This is a genomic window from Pseudolabrys sp., assembly GCF_035943735.1.
Lineage (GTDB): Bacteria > Pseudomonadota > Alphaproteobacteria > Rhizobiales > Xanthobacteraceae > Pseudolabrys.
The window spans coordinates 251,227-276,169 of record NZ_DASZBV010000019.1 but is presented as its reverse complement, the minus strand read 5'-3'; the positions used below and the strand labels follow the sequence as shown (position 1 = coordinate 276,169).

The window sequence follows — 24,943 nt, the reverse complement described above, 5'->3', positions numbered from 1 at the left end:
TTATTCCGTCTGACCCTGGTCGCCGTCGCCCGCGCTCGGCTGGCCGCCGAAATCGGCGCGCTCCGGACGGAAGCCGCCGCCACTGCCGCCACGCCGGCGGCGACGCCGGTGATGGCCGAAGCGGTCGCCGCGCTCGCCCTGCTGTTGCTGCTCGTGACCGTTGGCGGCGCCGTTCTGCTGCGCCGGCTGGCCGCCGGTGATGAAGGCGGGCAGGCCTTCGTTCACGTCCGGCTCGCCGCCATAGGGCTGCGGCTGGTGCTGCTGCGCCGGTTGGCGCTGCTGCGCCGGCTGCTGCTGCTGGCGCGGCTGCTGCTGATCGCGCGGCGGGAAGGGCTGCGCCTCGCGCGGCAGAAAAGGCTGCTGCTGCGGCTCGCGCGGGCCGAAGCTTGGCTCGTTCTGGCCCATGTAGGGCTGATCGTCGCCGTCGTCGTCGAAATTGTCGTCGGCGGCGCCCTGCGGCACGCCCTGCTGCTGGTTGTTGTAATAGGGATTCTGCTGGCGGAATTGCTCCTGCGCCACGGCGATCAGGCGGAAGTAATGCTCAGCGTGCTGATAATAATTTTCGGCCGCCACCGGGTCGCCGGAGCCCTGCGCGTCGCGCGCGAGCTGGATGTACTTCTCCGCGATGTGCGAGGCGGTGCCGCGAATCTTCACGTCGGGGCCGTTCGACTCGTAGACCCGAGTCAGCGGGTTTTGACTCTTCCGGTGGTTACCACCCCGACCCCGCATGCGCTTCTGACCGTTTCTCATGTGCCTGTTCGCCGACCTTCTGTTGTGCGGCGGCGTTCGCCGCACGCATCGCTTTCAGTTATGCAAGTCCAGACCAAATTAACCGCGCGGCCGGACCTGCGATCTGCCCGCGCCCAAAACTGGAGCTCAATCCAGAGCTATCGTGCCTTCGCTTATCGCGATAACAGCAGCAACCCCTTGGCCGCGGTTCATCCTGCGGCGTTGCCTACCTCTCGTTCAAACGCATCGATCGTTGTCTAGAATGGTGATGCGTCCAACCGCTGAAGTGTTCAGACCCGTGCTGGCGTCTGCCCCTATCCGACTTAGTCTTACCTTCGTTGCTAAGCCGGGTTTTCATCGTCCGCCTTGCGCCGCGGCCACACAGAGCGATTACTCCGGGGTTCCTGCGCGCAATGTTCTCGGGTCGATTCCGTAACCCGAAGCTAGTCGTTTCCGGGGGTTATTCCAAGTGCTTTTTTGGCGATTTTCCCAGCCCTGCAATTTCGCCGTAGCCTGATGCAGCCGGCTCATGGTGCTTGCACAGGGCGCAAAGAGGCGACCAGAGCGCGCGGAATGCCGCCCAGGTCGTCCTTGATCGAGCGGATCGCAAGCCCGGATGCCTCGAATAAAGTCCCAACAGCATCGCCCTGGCCGATGCCCAGCTCGACCACCAGCCGGCCGCCGGGCGCCAGCAGCGCCGGCGCCGCCGCCGCGATCGCCCGGTACGCATCAAGGCCGTCCGTGCCGCCGTCGAGCGCCAGCCGCGGATCGTAGTCGCGCACTTCGAGATCGAGCGAGGCGATGGCGCCGCGGGCGATGTAGGGCGGATTGGAGACGATCAGATCGAATCGGCCCTGCAGGCCGTCGGCGATGCTGCACGCCACCAAAGAGCAACGAGAGGCAAAGCCGAGCCGTTCGGCATTGCCGCGCGCGACATCGAGCGCCGCGGCGCTGATGTCGGTGCCGACGCCGAACGCATTCGGCAACTCCTGCAGCAGTGCCAGCAGCAGCGCGCCCGAGCCGGTTCCGATGTCGAGGATGCGCAATTTCTCCAGCCGCAGACCGCCGCTCACGACGAACTCGAGCGCCGCCTCGACGATCGTCTCGGTGTCGGGACGCGGCACCAGCACGTCCGGACTCACATCCAACGCGAGGCTCCAGAATTCCTTGCGTCCGAGAATGCGCGACACCGGCTCGCGCTTGAGCCGCCGCGCGGCGAGGGCGGAGGCCGCGGCGGTCTCGCGCGCTTCGAGAATGCGGTCGGATTGCGCCAGCAATTGCGCGCGTGTGAGGCGCAAGGCGGCGCCGAGCAGCGCGCGCGCATCGGTCTTGCTCGAGTCGATGCCGGCGAGCTCGAACGCGGCCGCCATCAGCTGCTGCGCTTCGGCGACCGTCACGCCTGCCTTGAGACCGGCAACCGCTCTCACTGGGCTCCTTCGGCCGCCAGCAGGTCGGCCTGATGCTGCGTCACCAGCGCGTCGATGATTTCGTCGAGCGCTTCGCCTTCCATCACCTGCGGCAGCTTGTAGAGCGTCAGGTTGATGCGGTGGTCGGTGACGCGGCCCTGCGGAAAATTGTAGGTGCGGATGCGCTCGGAGCGGTCGCCGGAGCCGACCTGGCCGCGCCGGTCGGCCGCGCGTTCGGCGTCGAGCTTCGAGCGCTGCTGGTCGTAGAGCTTGGCGCGCAGCATCTTCATCGCCTTGGCGCGGTTCTTGTGCTGAGAGCGCTCCTCCTGAACGTAGACGACGATGCCACTCGGCATGTGCGTGATGCGAATCGCCGATTCCGTCTTGTTGACGTGCTGGCCGCCTGCGCCCTGCGCGCGCATCGTGTCGATCTTGAGATCGGAGTCGTTGATCTGGATGTCGACGTCCTCGACCTCGGGCAGCACCGCGACGGTCGCCGCCGAGGTGTGGATGCGGCCCGACGCTTCCGTGTCCGGCACGCGCTGCACGCGGTGCACGCCGGATTCGAATTTCATCTTGGCAAAGACGCCGCGGCCGTGCACCTCGGCGATCACTTCCTTGATGCCACCTTTGGTGCCCTCGCTCAGCGACAGCACCTCGGTGGTCCAGCCCTCCTTGGCAGCGTAGCGCTCGTACATGCGGAACAGATCGCCGGCGAACAAGGCCGCCTCATCGCCGCCGGTGCCGGCGCGGATTTCCAGGATGGCGTCGTGATCGTCCATCGCGTCCTTCGGCAATAGCGCGATGCGGATGTCGTGCGCGAGCTTCTCGCGCTTCTCCTGCAAGTCGGGTTTTTCCGCTTCGGCCATCTTCTTCATCTCGCCGTCGGTCGACGGATCGGCGATGATTGCGTCGAGATCGGCGATCTCCTGCTCGGCGGCACGAAAGGCCTTGATGGCGTCGATCACCGGCTCGAGCTCGGCATGTTCGCGCGACAGCTTCACGAAGGCGTCAGGCGCGAGATTCGACGACAATTCGCGCTCGACCAGCGCGTGGCGATGGAGAAGGGCGTCCAATTTCTGCTGCGGCAGGGCGATCAAGGGCAAGTCTCGTGATCTGAACTTTGCGACGATTGTGGATGGCATACGCGGCCCGGCCGAGGCCGCTGCCGGTGGCATTTTCACGATGCGTCGCTACAACTGGAGGCCTTCGGAAGCGGCGAATTCCTGCAGCTTCTGGCGGATCGACACGCTGCCGACCGGCTTGTCGAGCAGCGGCAGGATGGCGCTCTCCGCCTTGCGCGTGTCGAGCTCGATGAGCAGCGCCTTCACCGGGCCGACCGAGGACGGCGACAGCGACAGCGAACGATAGCCGAGCGTGGCCAGCGCCAGCGCGCCAATCGGCTGCGAGGCCAGTTCGCCGCACAGCGCCACTGGCTTGCCGTGTTTCTTCGCCCGGTCGACGATGTCCTTGAGGGCGCGCAGCACCGGCGTCGACAGCGGGTCGAAGCGGTCGGCGACGCGGGCATTGCCGCGATCGGCGGCGTAGAGGAACTGCATCAGGTCGTTCGAGCCGACCGAGAGAAAGTCGACGCGCTCGAGCAACTCGTCGAGCTGGAAGAGGAGCGACGGCACTTCGAGCATGGTGCCGATCTGCACCCGCTCGGGCAAGGTATGGCCGTGCCGCCGCAGATGCGTCAGCTCGATCTCGACCAGCGCCTTCGCCTTGTCGAATTCCTCGACCATGGCGATCATCGGAAACATTACGCGCAATTCGCGGCCGCCGGCAGCGCGCAGAAGCGCACGCACCTGGCTGCGCAGCAGGCCGGGGCGATCGAGGCCGAGGCGAATGGCGCGCCAGCCGAGCGCCGGGTTCTCCTCCTCGATGTTGCGCAGATAAGGCAGCACCTTGTCGCCGCCGATGTCGAGCGTGCGGAAGGTCACCGGCTTCTTGCCGGCTGCGTCGAGTACGGCGCGGTAGAGCGAGAGCTGCTCGTTGGTGCGCGGCAGCGTGTCGGCAACCATGAACTGCAATTCGGTGCGGAACAGGCCGACGCCGCTGGCCCCGGTCTCCTCGATGTGCGGCAGGTCGATGGCGAGGCCGGCATTGATCATCAGCGAGATCTTGTGCCCGTCCTTGGTGACGCAGGGGCGGTCGCGCAGCGCGCGGTACTGCGCCTGCCGCCGCGCGCGCAGCTTCACCCGCTCGCCATAGGCTGCTTCGATCTCCGGCGTCGGCCGCATGTGCACGTGGCCGGTCGAGCCGTCGACGATAATGGCGTCGCCCTGTTCGACCTGACCGGTGGCGTTGTCGATCTCGCCGACGGTCGGGATGCCGAGCGCGCGGGCGACGATCGAGACGTGCGAGGTCGGGCCGCCCTCCTCGAGCACAAGGCCGCGCAGGCGTTTGCGGTCGTAATCGAGCAGCGCCGCCGGGCCCATCGAGCGCGCGACGATGATGGCGTTCTCCGGCAACTGCTCGCGGCCGGGGGCGTGATCCTGGCCCATCAGCACGCGCATCAGCCGGTTGGCGAGATCGTCGAGATCGTGCAGCCGGTCGCGCAGATACGGGTCGGAGGCGCGCAGCATGCGCGCGCGCGTGTCGGACTGCACGCGCTCGACGCCGGCCTCGGCGGTCAGGCCGGTCGTCACTGCCTCGCGGATCTTGTGCAGCCAGCCCTGGTCGTACGAGAACATGCGGTAAGCTTCGAGTACGTCGCGATGCTCGCCGCCGTCCGCGACATCGCGATGCTCGACCATGCGGTCAAGATCGGCGCGCAGAGTGGCAATCGCCGCGTCGAGGCGCTTCAGCTCGCGTGGCACGTCGTCGGCGATGACGTTGGTGATGACGACGCGCGGCTCATGCAGCACGACGTGACCGAGCGCGATGCCGTCCGACAGGCAGGTGCCGGTGAGATGCAAGGGATGCCGCGCCGCCGGCTCGGCGCCGGGCCTGGCCAGCGACGACAGCTCGCCGGAGGCGATCATCTCGGCGAGCACCATCGCCGTCGTCTGCAGCGCCTCTTCCTCTTCCTCGGTGTAGGTGCGCCGCGCCCGGTTCTGCACGACCAGCACGCCGAGCGTGTTGCCGGCGCGCAGGATCGGCACGCCGAGGAAGGAATGATAGATTTCTTCGCCGGTTTCCGGACGGAACGAGAAGGCTGGGTGCGACTGCGCGTCCGAGAGATTGATCGGCTTGGCTTCGCTGGAGACGAGGCCGACGAGGCCCTCGTCCAGCTTCATGACGGTCTGGTGGACGGCCTCGCGCTTCAGGCCCTCGGTGGCGTATAGCTCAAGGGTTCCGTCTACGCGCAGGACGTAGACAGAGCACACCTCCGCCACCATGTTGGCGGCGATCAGCACCACTACCTTGTCGAGACGATCCTGCGCGCTGACCGGCTCCGCCATCACCTCGCGAAGCCGGCGCAAAAGCACGCGCGGACCGCCGAGCGCGCCACGCATCAGTGATTCCTCAGGCCCGGGAAGCCCGACTTCCCATACGGGCCGATCATGGACGAAACGGGGCCGGGGGAGCCAATTTTCCTGCCCATCGCACAATCAGGCTATGCCAAAAGCCCATGCAAGGGGCAAGCCAGCATCCCCTCGCCCCGCTGGCGGGGAGAGGGTGGCGAGCGCCATCAGGCGCGAGCCGGGTGAGGGGGCGCTTCGACAGGCCCAGACGAAGGGAAATGCCCCCTCACCCGGCTTTCTCGCTTCCGCTCGAAAGCCGAACTCTCCCCGCATGGCGGGGAGAGGTGAAGGGAGGCTCAGGCTTTATCCAGCCCGTACAGGCTGTGCAGGGTGCGCACCGCCAGCTCGGTATAGGCGGCGTCGATCAGCACCGAGAACTTGATCTCGGAAGTGGTGATGGCGCGGATGTTGATGTTCTTCTCGGCCAGCGCCTTGAATGCCTCGGCGGCGACGCCGGCGTGGCTGCGCATGCCGATGCCGATCGCCGAAATTTTGGCGACATCCTGCGCGCCGTCGATGCGGGCGTAGCCGATCTCGCCCTTCGCCTTCTCGATCGTTGCCTTGGCGCGGTCGAAGTCGGCCGACGGCACCGTGAAGGTGAGGTCGGTCGTCTTGCCGTCGCCCGACACGTTCTGCACGATCATATCGACGTTGATATTGCCCTCGGACAGCGGCCCGAAGATCGCGGCCGCGACCCCCGGCTTGTCCTGCACGGCGCGGATTGAGATCTGCGCCTCGTCCTTGGAGAACGCGATGCCGGTGACGACTTGCTGTTCCATGATCTCACTCTCGTCGCAGATGAGGGTGCCCGGAGGCGTCTGCTTGGGGTCGATATCTTCCGGCTTGACGAAGCTGGAGCGCACGAAGATGCGCACGTTGTGCACCATGCCGAGCTCGATCGAGCGCACCTGCATGACCTTGGCGCCGAGCGAGGCCATTTCCAGCATTTCCTCGAAGGCGACCTTATCGAGGCGGCGCGCCTTCGGCACCACGCGCGGGTCGGTAGTGTAGACGCCATCGACGTCGGTGTAGATGTCGCAGCGCTCGGCGCCGATCGCCGCCGCGACCGCCACTGCCGATGTGTCCGAGCCGCCGCGGCCCAGCGTGGTGATGCGGTTGGTGTCCTTGTGCAGGCCCTGGAAGCCGGCGATGACGGCGACCTGGTTGTGCTCCTTGAAGCGGCGGATCAGTTCGTCGCCGTTGATGCCGGCGATGCGGGCGGAGGCGTGCGCGTTGTCGGTCAGGAGCGGCAATTGCCAGCCCTGCCATGAGCGGGCGTTGATGCCCATGCCCTGCAGCACGATGGCGAGCAGCCCGGCGGTCACCTCCTCGCCGGTCGCGACCACGGCGTCATATTCACGCGCGTCATGCAGCACCGCCGCGTCGCGGCACCAGGCGACGAGCTGGTTGGTGACCCCGGACATGGCCGAGACGACGACGGCGACATCGTAGCCGGCGTCGACCTCGCGCTTCACATGCCGCGCGACGTTGCGGATGCGATCGAGGTCGGCGACGGACGTACCGCCGAATTTCATGACCAGGCGAGGCATTGAGGTTCCCGGACCCGCGAAAAACAGCTAACAAGCGGCCGGCGTCGGCATCGTCCCGGGCGCCGGCCCGAAAGGCGCGTATACATAACGGCGCGGCTGCGGCACTGCAACAATCGGAACCGCGCCGGTAGTACAATCGTCGTGCTATAAGGTAAATCGCATGGTGGCCCGAACGGCGCAGAGCTCCGTCGATCCGCGCGAGGTCGAGCGCTTCGCCCGCATGGCGGCGAAATGGTGGGACCCGCGCGGCCCCATGGCGCCCCTGCACAAGCTCAATCCCTTACGTGTCGGTTACATCCGCGACCGCGCGGCCGAGCGGTTCGGCCGCGACGTCAAGCTCATGGGCTGCCTCAAGGGCCTGCGCATCCTCGACATCGGCTGCGGCGCCGGCATCCTGTCGGAGCCTCTGGCGCGGCTCGGCGCCGAGCTGGTCGGCATCGATCCCGCGGCGGAGAACATCGAGGTCGCCCGCCTGCACGCGAGCGAGAGCGGCGTCGCGGTCGACTATCGCGCCACCACCGCCGAAACCCTGGCCGAGGCCGGCGAGCGCTTCGACGTGGTGCTGGCGATGGAAGTGGTCGAGCACGTCGTCGACGTGCCGGCCTTCGTCGCCACCTGCGCGGGGATGGTCAAGCCCGGCGGCCTGCTCGTCATGGCGACGCTCAACCGCACGCTGAAGAGCTTCGCGCTGGCGATCGTCGGCGCCGAATACATCCTGCGCTGGCTGCCGCGCGGCACGCACCAGTGGGACAAGTTCGTCAAGCCGGACGAACTGGAGGCGGCGATCGAGGATGCCGGCCTCAACGTGATCGGCGAGCGCGGGGTCATCTACAATCCGCTGGCCGACCGCTGGCAGCTTTCGTCCGACATGGACGTCAACTACATGCTGGCCGCGGCGCGCGACAGCGCGTGATAAACGGAGGGGTGCGATGATTCTGGAGCTGGTCGAATTCAATTCGCCGAAGGGCTGGACGCGCGAGCAGGTCGCCGAGGACGCGCGCCACGTCATCCCCAAGTGGCAGGGCAACAAGGAGCTTTTGCGCAAGCATTTCCTGCTCGAACTGAACGGCAAGACCGGCGCCGGCGTCTATATCTGGCCGTCGGTCGACGCCGCGCGGCGCGCGCACGACGAAGTTTGGAAGCAGTCGATCATCAAGCGCACCGGCGCCGCGCCGACCATTCGCTATTTCGACCTGTTCCTGCTCATCGACAACGAACAGGGCAAGGTCACGGAGTTTCCGCAAGCCGCGGAGATCAAGGCCGACGCGGCGTGAGTGCTTAATCAGCACGGTCATTGTCGGGCTTGACCCGGCAATCCATGAGGCCGCGCACAAAACTGCGTCTTCGTAATCCTTGCGCCAGTTGACAGTCATTATGGATGCGTGGGTCAAGCCCGCGCATGACGCGGAGAGAGAATGCTCTGGGCCGTCTTCACGCTGATCGCCGCGGCGGCGCAGACCGCGCGCAACGCTATGCAGCGCGAGTTGACCGCGACGCTCGGCACCGTCGGCGCCACGCATGTGCGCTTCCTGTTCGGCTTTCCGTTCGCGCTGTTCGTCTTCTTGCCGGGCGTGATGTTCTTTGCCGGTCAGGCGCTGCCGAACCCGCCGGCCATCTTCTGGCCATGGGTCGTGGCCGGCGCGGTGACGCAGATCGCGGCCACCGCCACCATGCTCTCGGTGATGGGCGAGCGCTCCTTCGTCGTCGCCTATGCCTACATCAAGACCGAGCCGGTGCAGGTCGCGCTGTTCGGCCTCGTCGTCCTCGGCGACAGGCTGACGCTGCTGACAACGGCGGCGATCGTCATCGCCACGATCGGCGTCATCGTCATCTCGCTCAAGCCCGGTGCCGGGCAGGTGAGCACGACGCGCTCGACGGTAATCGGCATCGTCTCCGGTGCGCTGTTCGCGATCTCCGCGGTGGGCTATCGCGGCGCCATCCTGTCCTTGCACCTGCCGCACTTCGTCATGGCCGCGACCTTCACCCTCGCCGTCGGCCTCGTCATGCAGGCTGTGATGCTCACCGCGTATCTGGTGTTGCGTGAGCCAAAAGTGCTGCGCGACATCGCCGCCGCCTGGAAGCCATCGCTGTTCGCCGGCTTCATGGGCGCCTTCGCCTCCGAATTCTGGTTCCTCGCCTTCGCCATCGCCACGGCGGCGAACGTGCGTACGCTCGGACTCGTGGAAGTGCTGTTCGCGCTCGGCGTGACGCGCTTCATCTTCAGGCAGCCAACGACCACGCGCGAGCTCGCCGGCGTCGTGCTGGTGGTCGTGGGTGTCGTGCTGCTGGTGTGGGCGTACTAGACCGATGATTCCCTGGCAAAGGCTCGATACGGCGCACATCCCCGGCGGTGGCGAACTACGCCTGATGCGGCGCGGTTCCGAGTTTGCCATCAAGCTCGGCAGCAACGAACTGATGAACAGCCGGCTCACCGCCACCGAGCAGGCGCTCGCCACGCTCGCTTGCGACAGGATCAAGACGCGCACCGCGCCGAAGATCCTGATCGGCGGCTTGGGCATGGGCTTCACGTTGCGCGCCGCGCTCATTGTCCTCGGCCCGCAGGCCAAGGTCGAGGTCGCGGAGCTGGTGCCGGCGGTGGTCGCCTGGGCGCGCGGGCCGATGGCCGACCTGTTCGGCGACAGTCTCGTCGATCCGCGCGTCACCATCCGCGAAACCGATGTGGTCGATCTCATCCGCGCGGCGCGGGCGGACTACGACGCCATTCTGCTCGACGTCGACAACGGTCCGAACGGCATCGTGCGCAAGGCCAACGACCGGCTCTATGACGTGAACGGACTCGCCGCCGCGCATCAGGCGCTCAAGCCCGGCGGTGTGCTGGCGGTGTGGTCGTCGGCGGGCGATGCGAAATTCACCGCGCGGCTGCGCAAGAGCGGCTTCGACGTCAGCGAGAACGCCGTGCGCGCCAAGGGCCCGCAGGGCCGCGCGCAGCATTTCATCTGGGTGGCGACGCGCGGCGGGTGAAGGCCGCGACTATCTCTCCCGGCGGGGATTGGCCGATCGAGAGAGGCGCTCCATTATCGCGCGGCATGACCGCCGCTTCGAATCGCAAGCGTGAGACGGTCATCCGAGCCTTCCCTCGGAAATCGGAGGGGACGACGAGGCCGCCCAAGGGCGACCGCGTAATCTCCAAAATATCAATTAAGTGTCGTCATTTGAATGGGTTCATTCAAACGATCATCGTATATGGCCACGAACAGCTGCAACAATAGGGGCGCCTTTCGAATATAAAATATTTAGTCCGCCGATTTCGGATGAAACAACAGCAATCCAGCCCGGCGGTCCCCATGTGAGGCAAGGCACACGATCACGCACAAAATGCGGATGGGTCGAATTTGCCCGTCGATCCGCTTCGAGGAGGCGTCTTATATTCAACGCAGACAAGTTCCGCTCAAAAGCGGCGGATTGCGCGAAGCAGGCCGATAAGGCAGCCGTTCCGAGCGAGATCAGGGATCTCCGCCGGCTCGAGCAGAGCTTCCTCTCGTTGGCGCAGAATGAAGAGTGGCTGGCAGGGAATCTCGACAAGATCATCCGCTCACAGGACGGCCGGGCAGCCGAATATCCGAGCGAGAAGATCAATGGCCGGACCGCGACTGAGATCGAGGAGCACATCCTGCGATGCCTCGGAGCGGCCGTTATGCTGCAATGGGCAGCGATCCCGGCAACACTCCAACGCAACCTCTTCGACACGGCAGGATCAATGGGCGAATTGCTGCGAACGCCGGAGTTGCGGGGGCAGATCGCTCGCTTCCTTCATCACCATAACGAGGCCGAGGACAAAGTCCGGTGAGCCGGCGCTATTTTCGAGGCCGGTATCGGCAGCCTGACGTCAGACCTATGCTTCCTTGTGCAGAGCGGCTCGCAAATAGCCCGACTTCGTCGGACACCGGGCGGTCCGTTCGGACCGCGCCCTATTCCGCCTTCTCCTTCACGCGCCAGAGCTGGAAGCCGACCAGCTTGAGCGCCGCCTCGATCTTGAAGCGGGAGAAGTTGTGCGGCGGCTGCTGACCGTTCTCGACGAAACCGTCCGGCGCCCATGGCGCGAACTGTTGCGGCAGCTTGCCGCCTTCCGCATCGGCGCTGAAGGCGGACAGGCCGTTGGCCTCCGACGTGAACATATAAATACGCATCTTGACTCCTTACGCGCCGGCGCGGCGCGCGCCGCGCGGCGCGATAGGCTTGCCCTGGGCATCGAACCTCGGCTTCGGCTTCGGCGCCGCCAGCAGGCCTTCACGGATCGCCTTCTTGCGCGCCAGCTTGCGGATGCGGCGCACCGCCTCGCCCTTCTCGCGCACCGTCTGCTCGGACGGCTTCTCGTAGAAGCGGCGGCGCTTGAACTCGCGGAACAGGCCCTCGCGCTGCATCTTCTTCTTCAGAACGCGCAGCGCCTGATCGACATTGTTGTCGCGAACGAAAACCTGCATGCATCTGTGCTCCTGTTGAGGCGGGAGCCCAGACGCGTGGCGCGCGTCTCGATGTCTCTCAGTCACCGGCGCCTGCGGCATCAGCCGATGATGGGATCGACTTTAGCCGCTTTGGTCCGCATTAGCGAGGCCTCTGCGGCCCAATACGGCCGCACCGAGGCGCAGTATTCACGTTCGTCGCGGCCAAGTCGGGTCCGGGTCAAGGGCTGACATCGCGATAAGTACCGCGGGACATCTGCGTGGCACGCGATTCCGGAGCCTCGAGTCCTGGTTCGGCCTTTAGCGCGGCGCAGCGACAGTCAATTCCACTCGTCCGGCAGCACCGGCAGCGGATGGCACTCGATGCCTTCCTCGACGAGTTCCTTCGCCTCTTCCGCCGAGGCGACGCCGCAGATCGAGCGATGCTCGGTCTCGCCGTAGTGCATCTTGCGCGCTTCCTCGGGGAATTTGGCGCCGACATTGTCGGCGTTCTTCACCAGGTGATCGCGCAGTTCCTTCAGCTTGGCGCGGAATTCCTGCTCCTGCGGCGAGATCATCGCTACCGGCGCCGGCACCGCGGCCGGTGCTTCCGGCGCGGCAGTCTGCGCCGGCATCTCGATCGGCACGCGGCCTTTCTTGGTCGTGATGCGCGGCGCCATGATCGCTTTCTCGACCTTGGTGGAGTCGCACACCGGGCAGGCGACGAGCTTGCGCTTCGCCTGCTTGTCGAAAGCGGCGCTATCGGCGAACCAGCTTTCGAACGCGTGCTTCTTGTCGCAGATCAGCGCGTACTTGATCATTCCGCGCCCCGCACCAGATGCAGCCGCGCCGGCTCGGCCAGCGGCTCGACAACTTCGAAGCGGCGGCCGTGCTGCAGCGACGGGATGCGGCTGCGCGCCTTCGCGACCTCGGCCGGATCGATCTCGGCCATGATCACGCCGGGCTCGGTGCCGCCTTCGGCGAGCACGCGGCCCCACGGATCGACGATCAGCGAGTGGCCGAACGTCTCGCGGTTGTTCTCGTGCTTGCCGCCCTGGGCCGCGGCCATGACGAAGCAGCCGTTCTCGATGGCGCGCGCGCGATTGAGGATGTGCCAGTGCGCCGCGCCGGTCTGTTTGGTGAAGGCTGACGGCACAGTTAGCATCGTCGCTCCGGCTTCGGCCAGCGCGCGATAGAGCGCCGGGAAGCGCACGTCGTAGCAGATGGTGATGCCGAGCCGGCCCCAAGGCAGGTCGGCGAGCACCGCGCTCTCGCCCGGAGCGTAATTGTTCGACTCGCGATAGGTCTCGCCATTGCCGAGATCGACGTCGAACATGTGGATCTTGTCGTAGCGCGCGACGATCTCGCCCTGCGGATCGATGAGAAAGGCGCGGTTGGAGGCGCGGTCGTCCGAATGCTTGACCGCCAGCGAGCCGACATGGACGTGAAGCGAATGCTTGCGCGCCATGTCGCGGAAAGCGGCGAGCGAGGGGTCTGCCTTCTCTCCGACGATGGTCTTGAGCAACTGCTCGCGATTGGCGGCGAGCAGGTTGGTCATCTCCGGCGTCTGCACGTAATCGGCGCCGGCCGCCTTCGCCTCCGCGATCAGGGCAGCCGCGGCATCGACATTGGCGGCAGGGGTGAGCCCCGACCGCATCTGGATCATCGCCGCCTTGAAGGTCGCGGTTTTGTTACTCATGCATTCTGTCCTTCGCCGGCGAGCAGCGCGTCGAGCTTGCCCGCCCGTTCGAGGTCGTGCAGGTCGTCGCAGCCGCCGACATGCACACTGCCGACGAAAATTTGCGGAACCGTATAGCCGCCCTGCGCGCGTTCCATCATCTGGCTGCGCAGGTTCCGGTCGGCGCCGACGTCGATCTCCTTGAAGTCGACGCCCTTGCGTTTCAGCAGGGCCTTGGCGGCGTGGCAATAGGGGCAGTAGCGGGTGGTGTAGATTTCGACCGGGGGCATTACGGGTTTCCGCAGTTCCTAGAGGAACTTATATGGTGGCGCGGGCCCCTGCCACAACCCGGGCGAAGACCAGCACGTCGACATGCGCCGCGCCCGCCCGCAGCAGCGCGCGGGCGCAGGCCTCGACGGTCGCCCCCGAGGTCAACACATCATCGATGAGGATCAGCCGCCGGCCGGCGACGTCCGGTTTGCGTTCCGGCGGCACGCGGAACGCGCCCTGCACGTTCTGCGCGCGGCCCGACTTGTCGAGCCCCACCTGCTGCGGGGTCGCGCGCACGCGCCGGAGCGTTTCGCCGAGCACCGGCACGCCCGTGCTGCGGCTGACCGCCAGCGCCAGCGCCGCCGACTGGTTGAAGCGCCGGGCCCACAGCCGGCGCCAGTGCAGCGGCACAGGCACCAGTGCGTCGGCCTCGCGCGTGAGTTCGCGCCCGGCGCGCGCCATCCATTGCCCGAGCATTGGCGCCAGTTCGAGGTGGTCGCTGTATTTGAACCGGTGCACCAGTGCGCGTGCCACGTCGTCGTAGCGCACCGCCGCTCGCGCACGGTCGTAGGAGGGCGGATTGGCGATCGCCTCCATCGACAGGAGGCCGGGGCCGGGATCGTAGACAAAGGGGATGCCGAGCCGGGCGCAATAGGGTGGCTCGATGAACGACAACTTCGCCCAGCACGCCGCGCACAGGCCCTGACCGTCGCCGAGCGGCGCGCGGCAGGACGGGCAGAGCGGCGGCAGCGCCACGTCGAGGACGAAGCGGAAAGCATGGGCCACACCCCGCCGCCATCGCGCGACGAGCGAGGGCGTCTGCCGTTCGCCTTCAGCCGCCAGCCTATTCATGCTTAAAGGCTAGCAGATGCCGACGAACCCGACCATCTTCGATCGCCACCTGCTCCGCGCGCGTCAGCGCCGGGCGCGCTCGCGCGGGCCGGCGATGTTCCTGCTCGAGCATGTCGCGGCGGATCTCGCCGAGCGGCTCGCCGCCGTGTTGCGCAAGTTCGATGTCGCGGTCGATCTCGGCACGCCGAGCGATGCGCTGCGGCGCGCGCTCGCCGAAATCGACACCATCGCCACATTGATCGCCGCCGAGCCGGCGGCCGCCGCGCTCGACGGCGCATATCCGCGCGTCGCCGCCGATGAGGAGGCGCTGCCCTTCGCCGACGGGTCGCTCGACCTCGTCGTCTCGGCGCTGGCCTTGCAATGGGTCAACGATCTGCCCGGTGCGCTGATCCAGATCCGCCGCGCGCTGAAACCGGACGGACTGTTGCTGGCGGCGATGCTCGGCGGCGACAGCCTGATGGAATTACGCGAGGCGTTCGCCAGCGCCGAGAGCGAGATGGAAGGCGGGCTTTCGCCGCGCGTCGCACCGTTCGCCGATTTGCGCGAGCTCGGTGCGCTGATGCAGCGCGCCGGCTTCGCGCTGCCGGTGGTCGATAGCGACCGACTGACGGTGCGCTACGACTCGGCCTTCGCGCTGATGCGGGACCTGCGCGCGATGGGCGCGACCAATGTGCTGGCCGAGCGCCGGCGCACGCCATTGAAGCGCGCCACACTGACGCGCATGGCGGCAATCTACGCCGAACGCTTTTCCGACGCCGATAATCGCGTGCGCGCCACGTTCGAGATCGCCTGGCTGTCCGGCTGGTCGCCGCATGCCAGTCAGCAGAAGCCGCTCAAGCCCGGCTCGGCGGCCCAGCGGCTGGCGGATGCTTTGGGTGCGAAGGAAATTCCGGCTGGCGACAAGGCCGGCGGCTGAACGCGCCGCTTTAGAACATCGTGGCGAGCTTGTCGTAAAGGTTGGCTTTCACGCTGTCGCCGAGCGACCAGATCGTCGACATGATCGCAAGCGCGATGCCGGAGGCCATCAGCGCATATTCGATGGCCGTGGTGCCGCGCTGGTTGCGCAGCAGCAGGTGGACGGTCGTCGGCAGGCCGTTCCTGAGCCAGTTCATGCGTGCGCCCTTCGATGCGGCGGATCAGAGCAGCGCCGTCAGATGTGACACCAGCGGCACGTCGGCCGGCGGCATCTCATAGTCCCGCAACCTGTTCGGCTTCACCCATGCCAGCGCCTGTCCCTCCTGTGGCGCGACCGTCCCCTCCCAGCGCCGGCAGACATAGAGCGGCATCAGGAGGTGGAAGTCGGGATAGCTGTGGCTGGCGAAGGTGAGCGGCGCGAGACACGGCTCACTGACGGCGATACCCAGTTCCTCCATCAATTCGCGGATCAGCGTTTGCTCGGGCCGTTCGCCGATCTCGACCTTGCCGCCGGGGAATTCCCACAAGCCCGCCATCGGTTTGCCGGCCGGCCGCTGCGCGAGCAGAACGCGGCCGTCGGCATCGATGAGAGCGCAGGCGGCAACAAGGACGATTTTGCTCACGATCCCTCACCGGACCATAGGCGGGGCTTGGTTACCGCCGCTTAAAAGGTAGCGCAGGAGGGATGGTCACAACCAACCGCGCTTAACGAGTGCTTACACCGATGCGCAAAGTCCCGGCTAGGCGTTGCGCAACAGGGCGAGGATCGCCCCGGCGAAGGCGGCCGGCGCCTCCTGCGGCGGATTGTGCCCGATCTCCGGCAGGATACGGCGCTCGAACGGGCCGGTGAATGAACGGTCGTGCTGCCCCAACAGCGCCGGTGGCTGCACCCCGTCGGCCTCACCTTGCAGGGCGATCGTCGGCACGCCGATCTTCGGCAGGTCGGCGAGGCGCCGTTCGATCTCCTCCAGCGCCGGATCGCCGGGCGCGTTGCCGTAGCGATGCCGGTAGGACTGGATCGTCACGGCGACAAAATCGGGATTGGCGAACGAGGCCGCGCTGCGCGCGAAGGTCGCCTCGTCGAAGGTCCAGTTTGGCGACCACAGCCGCCAGAGATGGCGGCATAAGGCGTCGCGGTTCAGCGTCAGGCCGGCGACGCCGCGTTCGGTGTGGAAATAATATTGATACCAGTAGCGCGCTTCCTGCTCGGGCGGCTGTGGCTTCGCCGAGCCGGCGATGTCCTGGATGTTATAGCCGTTGCCGCTGACCAGCCCGACCACACGTTCGGGCCACAGCGCGGCGACGATGCAGGCGGCGCGGCCGCCCCAGTCGTATCCTGCCAGCAGCGCGCGCCGAATCGCCAGCGCGTCCATCAATTCGCGCAGGTCGTTGCCGAGCGCGGCCTGTTGGCCGGAGCGCGGCGTGTCCTCTGAGAGGAAGCGTGTCGCGCCGAAGCCGCGCAGGTAAGGCACGATTACGCGGCAGCCGGCCAGGGCAAGCAGCGGCACGACGTCGTCGTAGCAGCGCGGATCGTACGGCCAGCCGTGCAGCAGGATCACCGGCGCGCGATCCGCGCCGCCGCTTTCCTCGTAAGCGATGTCGAGGCTCGGCGTGCGGACGTGCCGGAGCGCGGTCAACTGCGATAGTCGCCGTTGATGGCGATGTATTCCTTGGTCAGGTCGCAGGTCAGCACGCGGTCGCGGCCCTTGCCCATGCCGAGCGCGACTTTGAGCGGGATCACCTGCTCCTTCATCTTTTCGCTGACCTTGGCCTCGTCGTAGGACGGATCGCGCGCGCCCTTGTGCGCAACGCGAATGCCGCCGAACCAGATCGACAATTTATCACGATCCGCCGGCTCGCCGGCCTTGCCGACGGCCATGACGACGCGGCCCCAGTTGGCGTCCTCACCGGCGATCGCCGTCTTCACCAGCGGCGAGTTGGCAATCGACATGGCAATTTTGCGCGCGGAAGCGTTCGAGGCTGCGCCTTCGACGGTGATCTCGACCAGCTTGCGCGCGCCTTCGCCGTCGCGCGCGACCTGCTCGGCGAGGTTGGCGAGCACGGCGTTGAGCGCTTTCCTGAACGCCTTCAGCTTCGGATCGGCGGCGCGCACGATGCGCGGGTTGCCGGCTTTGCCGGTGGCGAACAGCATGAGCGTGTCGGAGGTCGAGGTATCGCCGTCGATGGTCACGGCGTTGAAGGTGCCGGCGACGCCTTCTTTCAGCATCGCCTGCAAGGCAGGCGCGGCAATCGCCGCGTCGGTGAAGACGAAGGACAGCATCGTCGCCATGTCTGGCGCGATCATGCCGGCGCCCTTGGCGATGCCGGCGATCGTCACTTTTGTGTTGCCGATCTTGGCGGTGGCCGTCGCGACTTTGGGGAAAGTGTCGGTGGTCATGATCGCCTTGGCCGCGTCGAGGAAGCGGCCCGGCGCGGCGTCGGCGACAAGCCCGTCCATCACGCCGTCGAAGGCTTTGGCGTTCAGCGGCTCGCCGATCACACCGGTCGATGCGAGGAAGATCTCGCCGGCTTTCACCTTGGCGGCGCGCGAGGCGATCTGCGCGGTGAATTTACAGGCCTCGCGGCCAGTCCGGCCGGTGAAGGCGTTGGCGTTGCCGGAGTTGACGACGAGCGCGCGCGCCAAGTTCTTTGCAGACTTGCCGGACTTGAGGTTGGCACGGCACCACTCGACCGGCGCCGACGGGCACTTCGATTTGGTGAAGACGCCGGCGGCGGTGGTGCCCTCGTCGAACAGCGCCAGCAGCACGTCGGTGCGGCCCCTGTAGCGGATGCCGGCCTGCGCGGTGGCGAGGCGCACGCCGGCGATCGCCGGCATGTCGGGCACATTGGTCGGGGCGAGGGGGGAAACGGAAGAGGACATGAAGCTCTCCAGCGTCGTGCCGGGCCTTGTGCCGGGCATCCACGTCGTGCGGCGCTTGTGTATGCAAGACGTGAGTGGCCGGGACAAGCCCGGCCATGACGACATCTATTGATGGGTCCGCCACAAAAACAGATGCCCGGCGCGAGGCCGGGCATCTGATCGTCGTATCCCACTCTTCGTTCGTCCCCGCGAAAGCGGGCACCCAGTTCTGAGTCAGCGCTGGATTCCCGCTTTCGCGGGGACGAGCGGACGACGAGAGGCTTTACTTCTTCTCCGGCGCGGCCGGAGCAGCGCCCGGCGCAGCAGGCGCCGCCGGCGGCGTGACCGTATAGTTCTTCTCGATCTTGGCGTCGGCGCGCAGCTTGGTGACCATCTCGGCCTGCGCCTTGCGCGCCACGTACTGCTCGATCTGCGGCTTGACCTCGTCGAAGGTCGGCGCCGGCTTCTTGCGCTTGTCCTCGACCTTGATCACGTGCCAGCCGAACTGCGTGTGCACCGGGCCGGAGATCTGGCCCTTGTTCAGCGAGAAGGCGACGTTGGCGAATTCCGGCACCATCTGCTCCTTGGTGAAGTAGCCGAGGTCGCCGCCATTGGCCTTGCCCGACGGGTCCTCGGTGGTCTCGGTCGCGACCTTGGCGAAGTCCTCGCCCTTGTTCAGGCGCGCGATGATCGCTTCGATCTTGGCCTTGGCGGCGGCGTCCGCTTTGGGATCGCCGGCCGGCGCGCGGATCAGGATGTGGCGCGCGTGCACCTCCTCCTCGTTCGACATCGTCTTGGCCGCGTCGTCATAGACCTTGTGCATGGCCGCGTCGGTCATCGCGTCCTTGGCGGTCTGCTGCAGGATCGCTTCCATCAAGAGCTTCTTGCGCGCGAAGGCGAGCTTGGCCTTGAACACGGGCGTGTCGCTCATCTTCTTGTCCTCGGCCGCCTTGGACACGAGGACCATGTCGGCCATGAACTGGACCAGGTAGTCCTTCTTCTGGTCCGGCGACATCGGCGGCAGCTGACCCGCTTCCTCTTCGGCAATAGCCAGATCGCTCTGATGGATTTCGGTACCATTGACCTTGGCGACCACCGGATCCTTGTCTTGCGCGAACGCCGGCGCAGCCGCGGCGATCAGCAGGGCCAGCGCGACGGCGACAGCTCGGCGCACGGGGGTCATCGTGACGGCCGGGAAGAGGGAGATCATGAGCAATCCTTGGGGCTTGGGTCCACGTCCATACCGGGGGACGGCGGCGAACTTGTCACCCAACAACCGTGGCTTTGCAATGGCATCGCATCCCCGCGGCCGTGACGAGTGTGTGACGGAAAGCCGTAAACCCCTTTTGGCGCAGGCAATTGACAATAATCGGACCCCCTCCTATCTGTCGGCTGACTTCGGCTGGAAGCGTCCGCAACCGCGCCAATGGCGTCGAATCTGCCCGAAATGACCCGATTTCCGGAGCGCCGGAACCAAAATCCGGCCGCGCCGGCTTGATAGGGCGCCCGGCCATACGTTGAGGAGCTTGAGACCATGATCGGCGCCGTTGCCCGCAAACTGTTCGGCTCCGCCAACGAACGGCGGATCCGCAGTTACCAACCGCGGGTCGCCGCCATCAATGCCCTCGAGAAGGACATCTCGGCGCTGTCCGACGACGCGCTGAAGGCCCGCACCGCCGAATTCAAGAAGCAGATCGAGGAAGGCACCTCGCTCGACGACATCCTGGTGCCGGCCTTCGCCACCGTGCGCGAGGCGGCCAAGCGCACGCTCGGCCAGCGCCATTTCGACGTGCAGCTCATCGGCGGCATGATCCTGCACGAGGGCCGCATCGCCGAGATGAAGACCGGCGAAGGCAAGACGCTGGTCGCCACGCTCGCGGTCTACCTCAACGCGCTCACCAGCCGCGGCGTGCACGTCGTTACCGTCAACGACTACCTCGCCAAGCGCGACGCCGAGTGGATGCATCAGATCTACGGCTTCCTCGGGCTTACGACAGGCGTCATCGTGCACGGCATCGACGACGAGGAGCGCAAGAAGGCCTACGACTGCGACATCACCTACGGCACTAACAACGAGCTCGGCTTCGACTATCTGCGCGACAACATGAAGTACCGGATGGAGGACATGGTCCAGCGCGGCCACGTCTACGCCATCGTCGACGAAGTCGACTCCATCCTGGTCGACGAGGCGCGCACGCCGCTGATCATCTCCGGCCCGCTCGACGACCGTTCCGAATTCTACAACACCATCGACACTTACATCCCGCAGCTCGACAAGGGCGACTACGAGGTCGACGAGAAGCAGCGCACCGTCACCATGACCGAGGCCGGCATGGAGAAGATGGAGACGGTGCTGCGCGAGGCCGGACTGCTCAAGGGCGGCAAACTGTACGACGTCGAGAATGTTTCCGTCGTGCACCACGTCAACCAGGGGCTGCGTGCGCATAAACTGTTCCAGCGCGACAAGGACTACATCGTCAGAAACGGCGAGGTCGTCATCATCGACGAGTTCACCGGCCGCATGATGCCGGGACGCCGCTATTCGGAAGGCCTGCATCAGGCGCTGGAGGCGAAAGAGCATCAGCCGATCCAGCCCGAGAACCAGACGCTTGCCTCGATCACCTTCCAGAACTACTTCCGCATGTACGAGAAGCTGGCCGGCATGACCGGCACGGCGCTCACCGAGGCGGAAGAGTTCGGCGACATCTACAATCTCGAAGTGCTCGAGGTGCCGACCAACAAGCCGCTGGCGCGCATCGACGACGACGACGAGGTCTATCGCACGGCGGCGGAGAAGAACCGGTCGATCATCGCGCTCATCGACGACTGCCGCAAACGCGGCCAGCCGGTGCTGGTCGGAACCACTTCGATCGAGAAGTCCGAACATCTTGCCGAATTGCTGCGCAAGGACGGCTGGGAGCAGCACGACTTCTCCGACCCGAACGCGTTCCGCGACCTCTATTCCGGCGAGACGCAGAAGAAGGTCTTCGCCATCCTCAACGCCCGCTACCACGAGCAGGAGGCGTTCATCGTCTCGCAGGCAGGCGTGCCCGGTGCTGTCACCATCGCCACCAACATGGCCGGCCGCGGCACCGACATCCAGCTCGGCGGCAACGCCGACATGCGCATCCGCCAGGAGCTTGCTGAGATCTCTGACTGGGGCGAGCGCGACCGGCATCCGCGCGCGGCCGAGATTCGCGAGCAGGTCGCCAAGCTCAAGGAGAAGGCGCTCGCCGCCGGCGGCCTGTTCGTGCTCGGTACCGAGCGGCATGAGTCACGCCGCATCGACAACCAGCTGCGCGGCCGCTCCGGCCGCCAGGGCGACCCGGGCCACTCGAAGTTCTTCCTGTCGCTTGAAGACGACCTGATGCGCATCTTCGGCTCCGACAAGCTCGACGGCATGCTGCAGAAGCTCGGTCTGAAGGAAGGCGAGGCCATCGTCCATCCGTGGATCAACAAGGCGCTGGAGAAGGCGCAGCAGAAGGTCGAGGCGCGCAACTTCGACATCCGCAAGAACCTGCTCAAGTACGACGATGTGATGAACGACCAGCGCAAGGTGATCTTCGAGCAGCGGCTCGATCTCATGCGCGATGAGGCGGTCGACGAGACCATCGCCGACATGCGGCACGAGGTCGTCGACGAACTGGTCAGCAAGTTCATCCCGCCGAACGCCTATCCGGAGCAGTGGAACACGGTCGGGCTGCACGAGGCGCTGCTCGAGGTGCTCACGCTCGACCTGCCGGTCGTCGAATGGGCCAAGGAAGACGGCATCGCCGACGAAGAGATGAAGGAGCGCATCGAGCGCCGCGCCGACGAGTTCATGGCGGCCAAGGTGGGCAAATGGGGCCCCGACGTGATGCGCTACGTCGAGAAGTCGATCCTGTTGCAGGCGCTCGACCATCTCTGGCGCGAGCATCTCGTGATGCTCGACCATCTGCGCCAGGTGATCGGCCTGCGCGGCTACGGCCAGCGCGACCCGCTCAACGAGTACAAGGCCGAGGCCTTCGCGCTGTTCGAGGCCATGGTGGCGCATCTGCGCGAGGCGGTGACGGCGCAACTGATGCGCGTCGAGATCGTGCAGCAGGCGCCGGAAGAGCAGACGCAGCAGCTTCCCTACATGGAAGCGCACAAGGTCGATCCGTCGACCGGCGAGGACGAAATGGCGATGGCCGCCGCGCCGATCACGGTGGCTGCGACCGCCGGCGACGACACCACGGCGGTGGCCGAACGCAATCCCAAAGACCCGACGACCTGGGGCAAGGTCGGCCGCAACGAGGTCTGCCCCTGCGGCTCGGGCAAGAAGTACAAGCACTGCCACGGCCGCTTCGCCTGATACGGGCGTATCGGTTCGAGCTTCGGAACGCCGCGCGCGAGCGCGGCGTTTTCGTTTGAAGGATCTGTGATGACGAACGACGATAAGATCGACAAGGTGCTGGCCGACCTCACGCGCGAGCGCGACGCGCTGGACGAACAGGTGCAGGCGATGATCAGCGACATGGCCGCGGCGCCGGAAGAGCAGCGCCGCTCGGGCGAATGGGCCGCCGCCGGCGCATCGACCGCGCGGTATCTCGACTTGACCGAGCGGCTGGCCGAAGTCGAGCAGGCGATCATCGACTTGACGCGCCAGCGCGCCGCATCCGGCCCGCCGCCGTCGGTGCATTGACGATCAGCTCGGGCCGATGAGGTCTGTGAGCGCCGTTCGGACGCGGGCGATGACCGCGTCCCAGTCGCGGCTCGCGTCCTGGCGGAAGATGCGCGCGCTTCGGTACCACGGGCTGTCGTCGCGGCCGATGAGCCAGCGCCAATCCGGGCTGTGCGTCACCAGCACCCACACTGGCTTGCCCAGCGCGCCGGCGAGATGCGCGACGCTGGTGTCGACCGAGATCACGAGATCGAGCGCGGCGATCAGCGCGGCGGTGTCGGTGAAGTCGCCGAGCGCAGCGCCGACGCGCAGCATGTCGCAGCCGTCGAGCAGCGCGTCGTCGCCGGGGCGGGGGACTTTCTGCAGGCTGACGAAGTCCGCTTTCGCGTCGAGCAACGGCAATAATTTGTCCAGCGCGATCGATCGGTTGTGATCGTTGCGATGATCGACGTTGCCGGCCCAGGCGAGGCCGATGCGCGGCCGGCGCTTTTCGCCGAGCCGCTGCGCCCACACGCGCGCGAGGTCGGGCTCTGCGTGCAGATATGGGATGTCCGCCGGGATCGTCTCCAGACGCGTGCCGAACGCGAGCGGCAGGCTGAGCAGCGGGCATTGCCAGTCGAACGGCGGCAGCGCCTCGCCGCGGGCGATGATCTCGACTCCGCCAATGCCGTGCAGCAGGCGCAGCAAGGGCGGCTGCACCTCGAACACCACGCGCGCGCCGCTGGCGACGACCAGCGGCACATACCGGCTGAACTGGATGGTGTCGCCGAGACCCTGCTCGCTGTGAATCAGGATCGTTTGCCCGGCAATCGCCTCGCCGCGCCAGAGCGGTTGGCCGAAATCGCGGCGCGCGCGAATGAGCGGCTCCTTGTGCCAGCGCCACTCGTAGCCGGCCCAGCCGTTTTGGTAATCGCCGGTGAGGAGTTGCAGCAGCGCCTCGTTCCAGCGCGCCTCGACGTGACCGGTATCGATGGCGTAGGCGCGGCGGTGGCTGTCGGCGGCCTCGGCGAAGCGATCGAGCTCCTTCAGCGCCAGCCCGCGATTGTTCAGCGCCTCGGCAAGATCGGGCCGCACTGTGAGCGCGGCGTCGTAGCTGGTCAGCGCCTCGCTGAAGCGCTCGAACTGCAGCAGCACGTTGCCGCGATTGTAGTGCGCCTCGGCGTCGGCGGGGTTGCGCACCACGATGGCATCGAACGTCGCCAGCGCTTCATCGAAGCGCTTGAGGTTGATCAGCGCACAGCCACGGTTGCGCAGGATGACGGCTTCGTCAGGCCGCAGCACCAACGCGCGGTCGTAGCTGTCGACGGCCTCGGCGTGCCGCCCGAGCGCGTCGAGCGCCAGCCCGCGGTTGCACAGCGTCTCGACGTCGTCAGCACGCAAGGCCAGCGCGCGGTCGTAGCTCGCCAACGCCTCGTCGTAGCGCTTCAGCTCGCGCAGGACGTCGCCGCGCGCGAGATGCGCTTCGGCGGCGTCGGGCCGCACCCTCAATGCGGCGTCGTAGGCGGCCAGCGCCTCGTCGCGCCGGCCGAGATCCTTCAGCACGTTGCCGTAATTGTAGTGCAGGGCAGCTTCGTCTGGCGCGATGCGCAGCGCTTGCCGGTAGCTCTCCAGCGCGTCCTCGGGACGCCCGAGCGCGGCCAGCAAGATCGCGCGGTTGTTGTAGGCCTCGAGGAAATTGCGGTCGCGCAGGATCGCCTGCTCGAAGCTCGCCACCGCTTCGATCGGGCGGTTGAGCGCGTTGAGCACGAGGCCGCGATTGAGCAGCACTTGCGGCGAGGCGAGGCCGCAGCGCAACGCGCCGTCGATCAGGGTCAGCGCCTCAGCCGTGGCGCCGCCCGCGAACTTGACCAGCCCGAGCAGATGCTGCGCGTTGGCATCATTCGGCCGCGTCGCGAGCAGCGTGCGATAGAGTTCGGCGGCGTCGCCGAGGCGGCCCTGCTGATGCAGCGCGACCGCCTTCTGCATCGTGGCCTGGAAGCCATCGCCGGCAGCGGGCGTCGCGACATTGGGCATGGGAGATTCCGCGCGGACGCGCCGGGTAGGCGCATCGGTCGTATTTGAGTAATTCGATTATGGTTTGCGCGCGGTTAACGCGCCCTGCCGTGACCCTAACATGCCGCTGTCGTGCGCTTTTTCTGTGCGTATTTACAACCGCTTAACCTTACTGCCGC

At 66.4% G+C, this 24,943-nt stretch carries 25 protein-coding genes; 8 read left to right on the top strand and 17 right to left on the bottom strand.

Annotation, left to right across the window (positions count from 1 at the left end):
• The 5 genes from VGV41_RS14200 to VGV41_RS14180 form a co-directional block, all read right to left on the bottom strand.
• Entirely contained in the window at positions 1–750 is a 750-nt protein-coding gene (locus tag VGV41_RS14200; RefSeq protein ID WP_326864502.1) for a DUF4167 domain-containing protein, read from the bottom strand.
• 506 nt (positions 751–1,256) lie between these two features.
• Entirely contained in the window at positions 1,257–2,156 is a 900-nt protein-coding gene (gene prmC / locus VGV41_RS14195) for a peptide chain release factor N(5)-glutamine methyltransferase (protein ID WP_326864501.1), read from the bottom strand.
• Positions 2,153–3,235 carry a peptide chain release factor 1 gene (gene prfA, locus VGV41_RS14190; protein WP_326864500.1) on the bottom strand — a complete coding sequence of 361 codons (1,083 nt, stop codon included), beginning with the start codon at positions 3,233–3,235 and terminating at the stop codon, positions 2,153–2,155. Before prfA ends, prmC begins: the two co-directional genes overlap by 4 nt.
• Before the next feature lie 93 nt (positions 3,236–3,328).
• Entirely contained in the window at positions 3,329–5,596 is a 2,268-nt protein-coding gene (gene ptsP, locus VGV41_RS14185) for a phosphoenolpyruvate--protein phosphotransferase (RefSeq protein WP_326864499.1), read from the bottom strand.
• Positions 5,597–5,901: 305 nt separating this feature from the next.
• Complete coding sequence (locus VGV41_RS14180; protein ID WP_326864498.1) at positions 5,902–7,155, bottom strand: aspartate kinase; 1,254 nt, start codon at positions 7,153–7,155, stop codon at positions 5,902–5,904.
• 160 nt (positions 7,156–7,315) lie between these two features.
• Here VGV41_RS14180 and ubiG point away from each other — a divergent pair, with 160 nt between their 5' ends.
• From ubiG to VGV41_RS14155, 5 genes are all read left to right on the top strand, one after another.
• Positions 7,316–8,068 (top strand): bifunctional 2-polyprenyl-6-hydroxyphenol methylase/3-demethylubiquinol 3-O-methyltransferase UbiG, encoded by a 753-nt coding sequence (ubiG, locus tag VGV41_RS14175; RefSeq protein ID WP_326864497.1) that lies wholly within the window; start codon positions 7,316–7,318, stop codon positions 8,066–8,068.
• Between the two features lie 16 nt (positions 8,069–8,084).
• On the top strand, positions 8,085–8,429 hold the full coding sequence (locus tag VGV41_RS14170; protein ID WP_326864495.1) for a hypothetical protein: 345 nt from the start codon (positions 8,085–8,087) through the stop codon (positions 8,427–8,429).
• A gap of 141 nt (positions 8,430–8,570) precedes the next feature.
• Complete coding sequence (locus tag VGV41_RS14165) at positions 8,571–9,458, top strand: EamA family transporter (protein ID WP_326864494.1); 888 nt, start codon at positions 8,571–8,573, stop codon at positions 9,456–9,458.
• Between the two features lie 4 nt (positions 9,459–9,462).
• A complete protein-coding gene (locus VGV41_RS14160; RefSeq protein WP_326864493.1) occupies positions 9,463–10,137 on the top strand; it encodes a spermidine synthase in 675 nt (224 codons plus the stop codon).
• Positions 10,138–10,657: 520 nt separating this feature from the next.
• Positions 10,658–10,963, top strand: a complete 306-nt coding sequence (locus tag VGV41_RS14155) for a hypothetical protein (RefSeq protein ID WP_326864492.1) — start codon at positions 10,658–10,660, stop codon at positions 10,961–10,963.
• A gap of 121 nt (positions 10,964–11,084) precedes the next feature.
• Here VGV41_RS14155 and VGV41_RS14150 read toward each other — a convergent pair whose 3' ends face one another.
• From VGV41_RS14150 to VGV41_RS14125, 6 genes are all read right to left on the bottom strand, one after another.
• Positions 11,085–11,303, bottom strand: coding sequence for a hypothetical protein (locus VGV41_RS14150; protein WP_326864491.1), 219 nt, complete (start codon positions 11,301–11,303; stop codon positions 11,085–11,087).
• 9 nt (positions 11,304–11,312) lie between these two features.
• Complete coding sequence (gene rpsU, locus VGV41_RS14145; protein WP_326864489.1) at positions 11,313–11,597, bottom strand: 30S ribosomal protein S21; 285 nt, start codon at positions 11,595–11,597, stop codon at positions 11,313–11,315.
• A 299-nt stretch (positions 11,598–11,896) separates the two neighbouring features.
• A complete protein-coding gene (locus tag VGV41_RS14140; protein WP_326864487.1) occupies positions 11,897–12,376 on the bottom strand; it encodes a DUF1178 family protein in 480 nt (159 codons plus the stop codon).
• Entirely contained in the window at positions 12,373–13,254 is an 882-nt protein-coding gene (locus VGV41_RS14135) for a carbon-nitrogen hydrolase family protein (protein ID WP_326864485.1), read from the bottom strand. Before VGV41_RS14135 ends, VGV41_RS14140 begins: the two co-directional genes overlap by 4 nt.
• Entirely contained in the window at positions 13,251–13,523 is a 273-nt protein-coding gene (gene grxC, locus VGV41_RS14130) for a glutaredoxin 3 (RefSeq protein WP_326864483.1), read from the bottom strand. The genes VGV41_RS14135 and grxC overlap by 4 nt, the downstream gene beginning before the upstream one ends.
• Positions 13,524–13,551: 28 nt before the next feature.
• The gene (locus tag VGV41_RS14125) at positions 13,552–14,355 is read right to left on the bottom strand and encodes a ComF family protein (RefSeq protein ID WP_414705115.1); all 804 of its coding nucleotides are present in this window, start codon (positions 14,353–14,355) and stop codon (positions 13,552–13,554) included.
• Between the two features lie 16 nt (positions 14,356–14,371).
• Here VGV41_RS14125 and VGV41_RS14120 point away from each other — a divergent pair, with 16 nt between their 5' ends.
• Entirely contained in the window at positions 14,372–15,271 is a 900-nt protein-coding gene (locus tag VGV41_RS14120) for a methyltransferase domain-containing protein (RefSeq protein ID WP_326864481.1), read from the top strand.
• A gap of 10 nt (positions 15,272–15,281) precedes the next feature.
• Here the strand turns inward: VGV41_RS14120 and VGV41_RS14115 are convergent, their stop codons facing one another.
• From VGV41_RS14115 to VGV41_RS14095, 5 genes are all read right to left on the bottom strand, one after another.
• Complete coding sequence (locus VGV41_RS14115) at positions 15,282–15,467, bottom strand: Flp family type IVb pilin (RefSeq protein ID WP_326864480.1); 186 nt, start codon at positions 15,465–15,467, stop codon at positions 15,282–15,284.
• Between the two features lie 24 nt (positions 15,468–15,491).
• Positions 15,492–15,893 (bottom strand): 8-oxo-dGTP diphosphatase MutT, encoded by a 402-nt coding sequence (gene mutT / locus VGV41_RS14110; RefSeq protein WP_326864479.1) that lies wholly within the window; start codon positions 15,891–15,893, stop codon positions 15,492–15,494.
• A gap of 117 nt (positions 15,894–16,010) precedes the next feature.
• Positions 16,011–16,907 (bottom strand): alpha/beta hydrolase, encoded by an 897-nt coding sequence (locus tag VGV41_RS14105; RefSeq protein WP_326864478.1) that lies wholly within the window; start codon positions 16,905–16,907, stop codon positions 16,011–16,013.
• Positions 16,904–18,151 (bottom strand): bifunctional glutamate N-acetyltransferase/amino-acid acetyltransferase ArgJ, encoded by a 1,248-nt coding sequence (gene argJ / locus VGV41_RS14100; RefSeq protein WP_326864477.1) that lies wholly within the window; start codon positions 18,149–18,151, stop codon positions 16,904–16,906. Before argJ ends, VGV41_RS14105 begins: the two co-directional genes overlap by 4 nt.
• 262 nt (positions 18,152–18,413) lie before the next feature.
• Positions 18,414–19,340 (bottom strand): peptidylprolyl isomerase, encoded by a 927-nt coding sequence (locus tag VGV41_RS14095; RefSeq protein ID WP_326864476.1) that lies wholly within the window; start codon positions 19,338–19,340, stop codon positions 18,414–18,416.
• Positions 19,341–19,664: 324 nt separating this feature from the next.
• On the opposite strand from VGV41_RS14095, the gene secA reads away from it, so the two are divergent.
• Both secA and VGV41_RS14085 read left to right on the top strand, forming a co-directional pair.
• Complete coding sequence (gene secA, locus VGV41_RS14090; protein ID WP_326864475.1) at positions 19,665–22,463, top strand: preprotein translocase subunit SecA; 2,799 nt, start codon at positions 19,665–19,667, stop codon at positions 22,461–22,463.
• Between the two features lie 69 nt (positions 22,464–22,532).
• Positions 22,533–22,793: a hypothetical protein gene (locus tag VGV41_RS14085; protein WP_326864474.1), complete on the top strand. Its 261-nt coding sequence runs from the start codon at positions 22,533–22,535 to the stop codon at positions 22,791–22,793.
• A gap of 3 nt (positions 22,794–22,796) precedes the next feature.
• On the opposite strand, the gene VGV41_RS14080 is transcribed toward VGV41_RS14085, so the two are convergent.
• Complete coding sequence (locus VGV41_RS14080) at positions 22,797–24,785, bottom strand: tetratricopeptide repeat protein (protein WP_326864473.1); 1,989 nt, start codon at positions 24,783–24,785, stop codon at positions 22,797–22,799.
• Between the last annotated feature and the right edge of the window lie 158 nt (positions 24,786–24,943).

Excerpts from the sequence above, each read along its gene's own strand:
- VGV41_RS14200 (WP_326864502.1), bottom strand. The coding sequence starts at position 750 with ATGAGAAACGGTCAGAAGCGCATGCGGGGTCGGGGTGGTAACCACCGG.
- ptsP (WP_326864499.1), bottom strand. The coding sequence starts at position 5,596 with ATGCGTGGCGCGCTCGGCGGTCCGCGCGTGCTTTTGCGCCGGCTTCGC.
- VGV41_RS14180 (WP_326864498.1), bottom strand. The coding sequence starts at position 7,155 with ATGCCTCGCCTGGTCATGAAATTCGGCGGTACGTCCGTCGCCGACCTC.
- ubiG (WP_326864497.1), top strand. The coding sequence starts at position 7,316 with ATGGTGGCCCGAACGGCGCAGAGCTCCGTCGATCCGCGCGAGGTCGAG.
- VGV41_RS14170 (WP_326864495.1), top strand. The coding sequence starts at position 8,085 with ATGATTCTGGAGCTGGTCGAATTCAATTCGCCGAAGGGCTGGACGCGC.
- VGV41_RS14165 (WP_326864494.1), top strand. The coding sequence starts at position 8,571 with ATGCTCTGGGCCGTCTTCACGCTGATCGCCGCGGCGGCGCAGACCGCG.
- VGV41_RS14160 (WP_326864493.1), top strand. The coding sequence starts at position 9,463 with ATGATTCCCTGGCAAAGGCTCGATACGGCGCACATCCCCGGCGGTGGC.
- VGV41_RS14150 (WP_326864491.1), bottom strand. The coding sequence starts at position 11,303 with ATGCGTATTTATATGTTCACGTCGGAGGCCAACGGCCTGTCCGCCTTC.
- rpsU (WP_326864489.1), bottom strand. The coding sequence starts at position 11,597 with ATGCAGGTTTTCGTTCGCGACAACAATGTCGATCAGGCGCTGCGCGTT.
- VGV41_RS14140 (WP_326864487.1), bottom strand. The coding sequence starts at position 12,376 with ATGATCAAGTACGCGCTGATCTGCGACAAGAAGCACGCGTTCGAAAGC.
- VGV41_RS14135 (WP_326864485.1), bottom strand. The coding sequence starts at position 13,254 with ATGAGTAACAAAACCGCGACCTTCAAGGCGGCGATGATCCAGATGCGG.
- grxC (WP_326864483.1), bottom strand. The coding sequence starts at position 13,523 with ATGCCCCCGGTCGAAATCTACACCACCCGCTACTGCCCCTATTGCCAC.
- VGV41_RS14125 (WP_414705115.1), bottom strand. The coding sequence starts at position 14,355 with ATGAATAGGCTGGCGGCTGAAGGCGAACGGCAGACGCCCTCGCTCGTC.
- VGV41_RS14120 (WP_326864481.1), top strand. The coding sequence starts at position 14,372 with ATGCCGACGAACCCGACCATCTTCGATCGCCACCTGCTCCGCGCGCGT.
- VGV41_RS14115 (WP_326864480.1), bottom strand. The coding sequence starts at position 15,467 with ATGAACTGGCTCAGGAACGGCCTGCCGACGACCGTCCACCTGCTGCTG.
- argJ (WP_326864477.1), bottom strand. The coding sequence starts at position 18,151 with ATGTCCTCTTCCGTTTCCCCCCTCGCCCCGACCAATGTGCCCGACATG.
- VGV41_RS14095 (WP_326864476.1), bottom strand. The coding sequence starts at position 19,340 with ATGATCTCCCTCTTCCCGGCCGTCACGATGACCCCCGTGCGCCGAGCT.
- secA (WP_326864475.1), top strand. The coding sequence starts at position 19,665 with ATGATCGGCGCCGTTGCCCGCAAACTGTTCGGCTCCGCCAACGAACGG.
- VGV41_RS14085 (WP_326864474.1), top strand. The coding sequence starts at position 22,533 with ATGACGAACGACGATAAGATCGACAAGGTGCTGGCCGACCTCACGCGC.
- VGV41_RS14080 (WP_326864473.1), bottom strand. The coding sequence starts at position 24,785 with ATGCCCAATGTCGCGACGCCCGCTGCCGGCGATGGCTTCCAGGCCACG.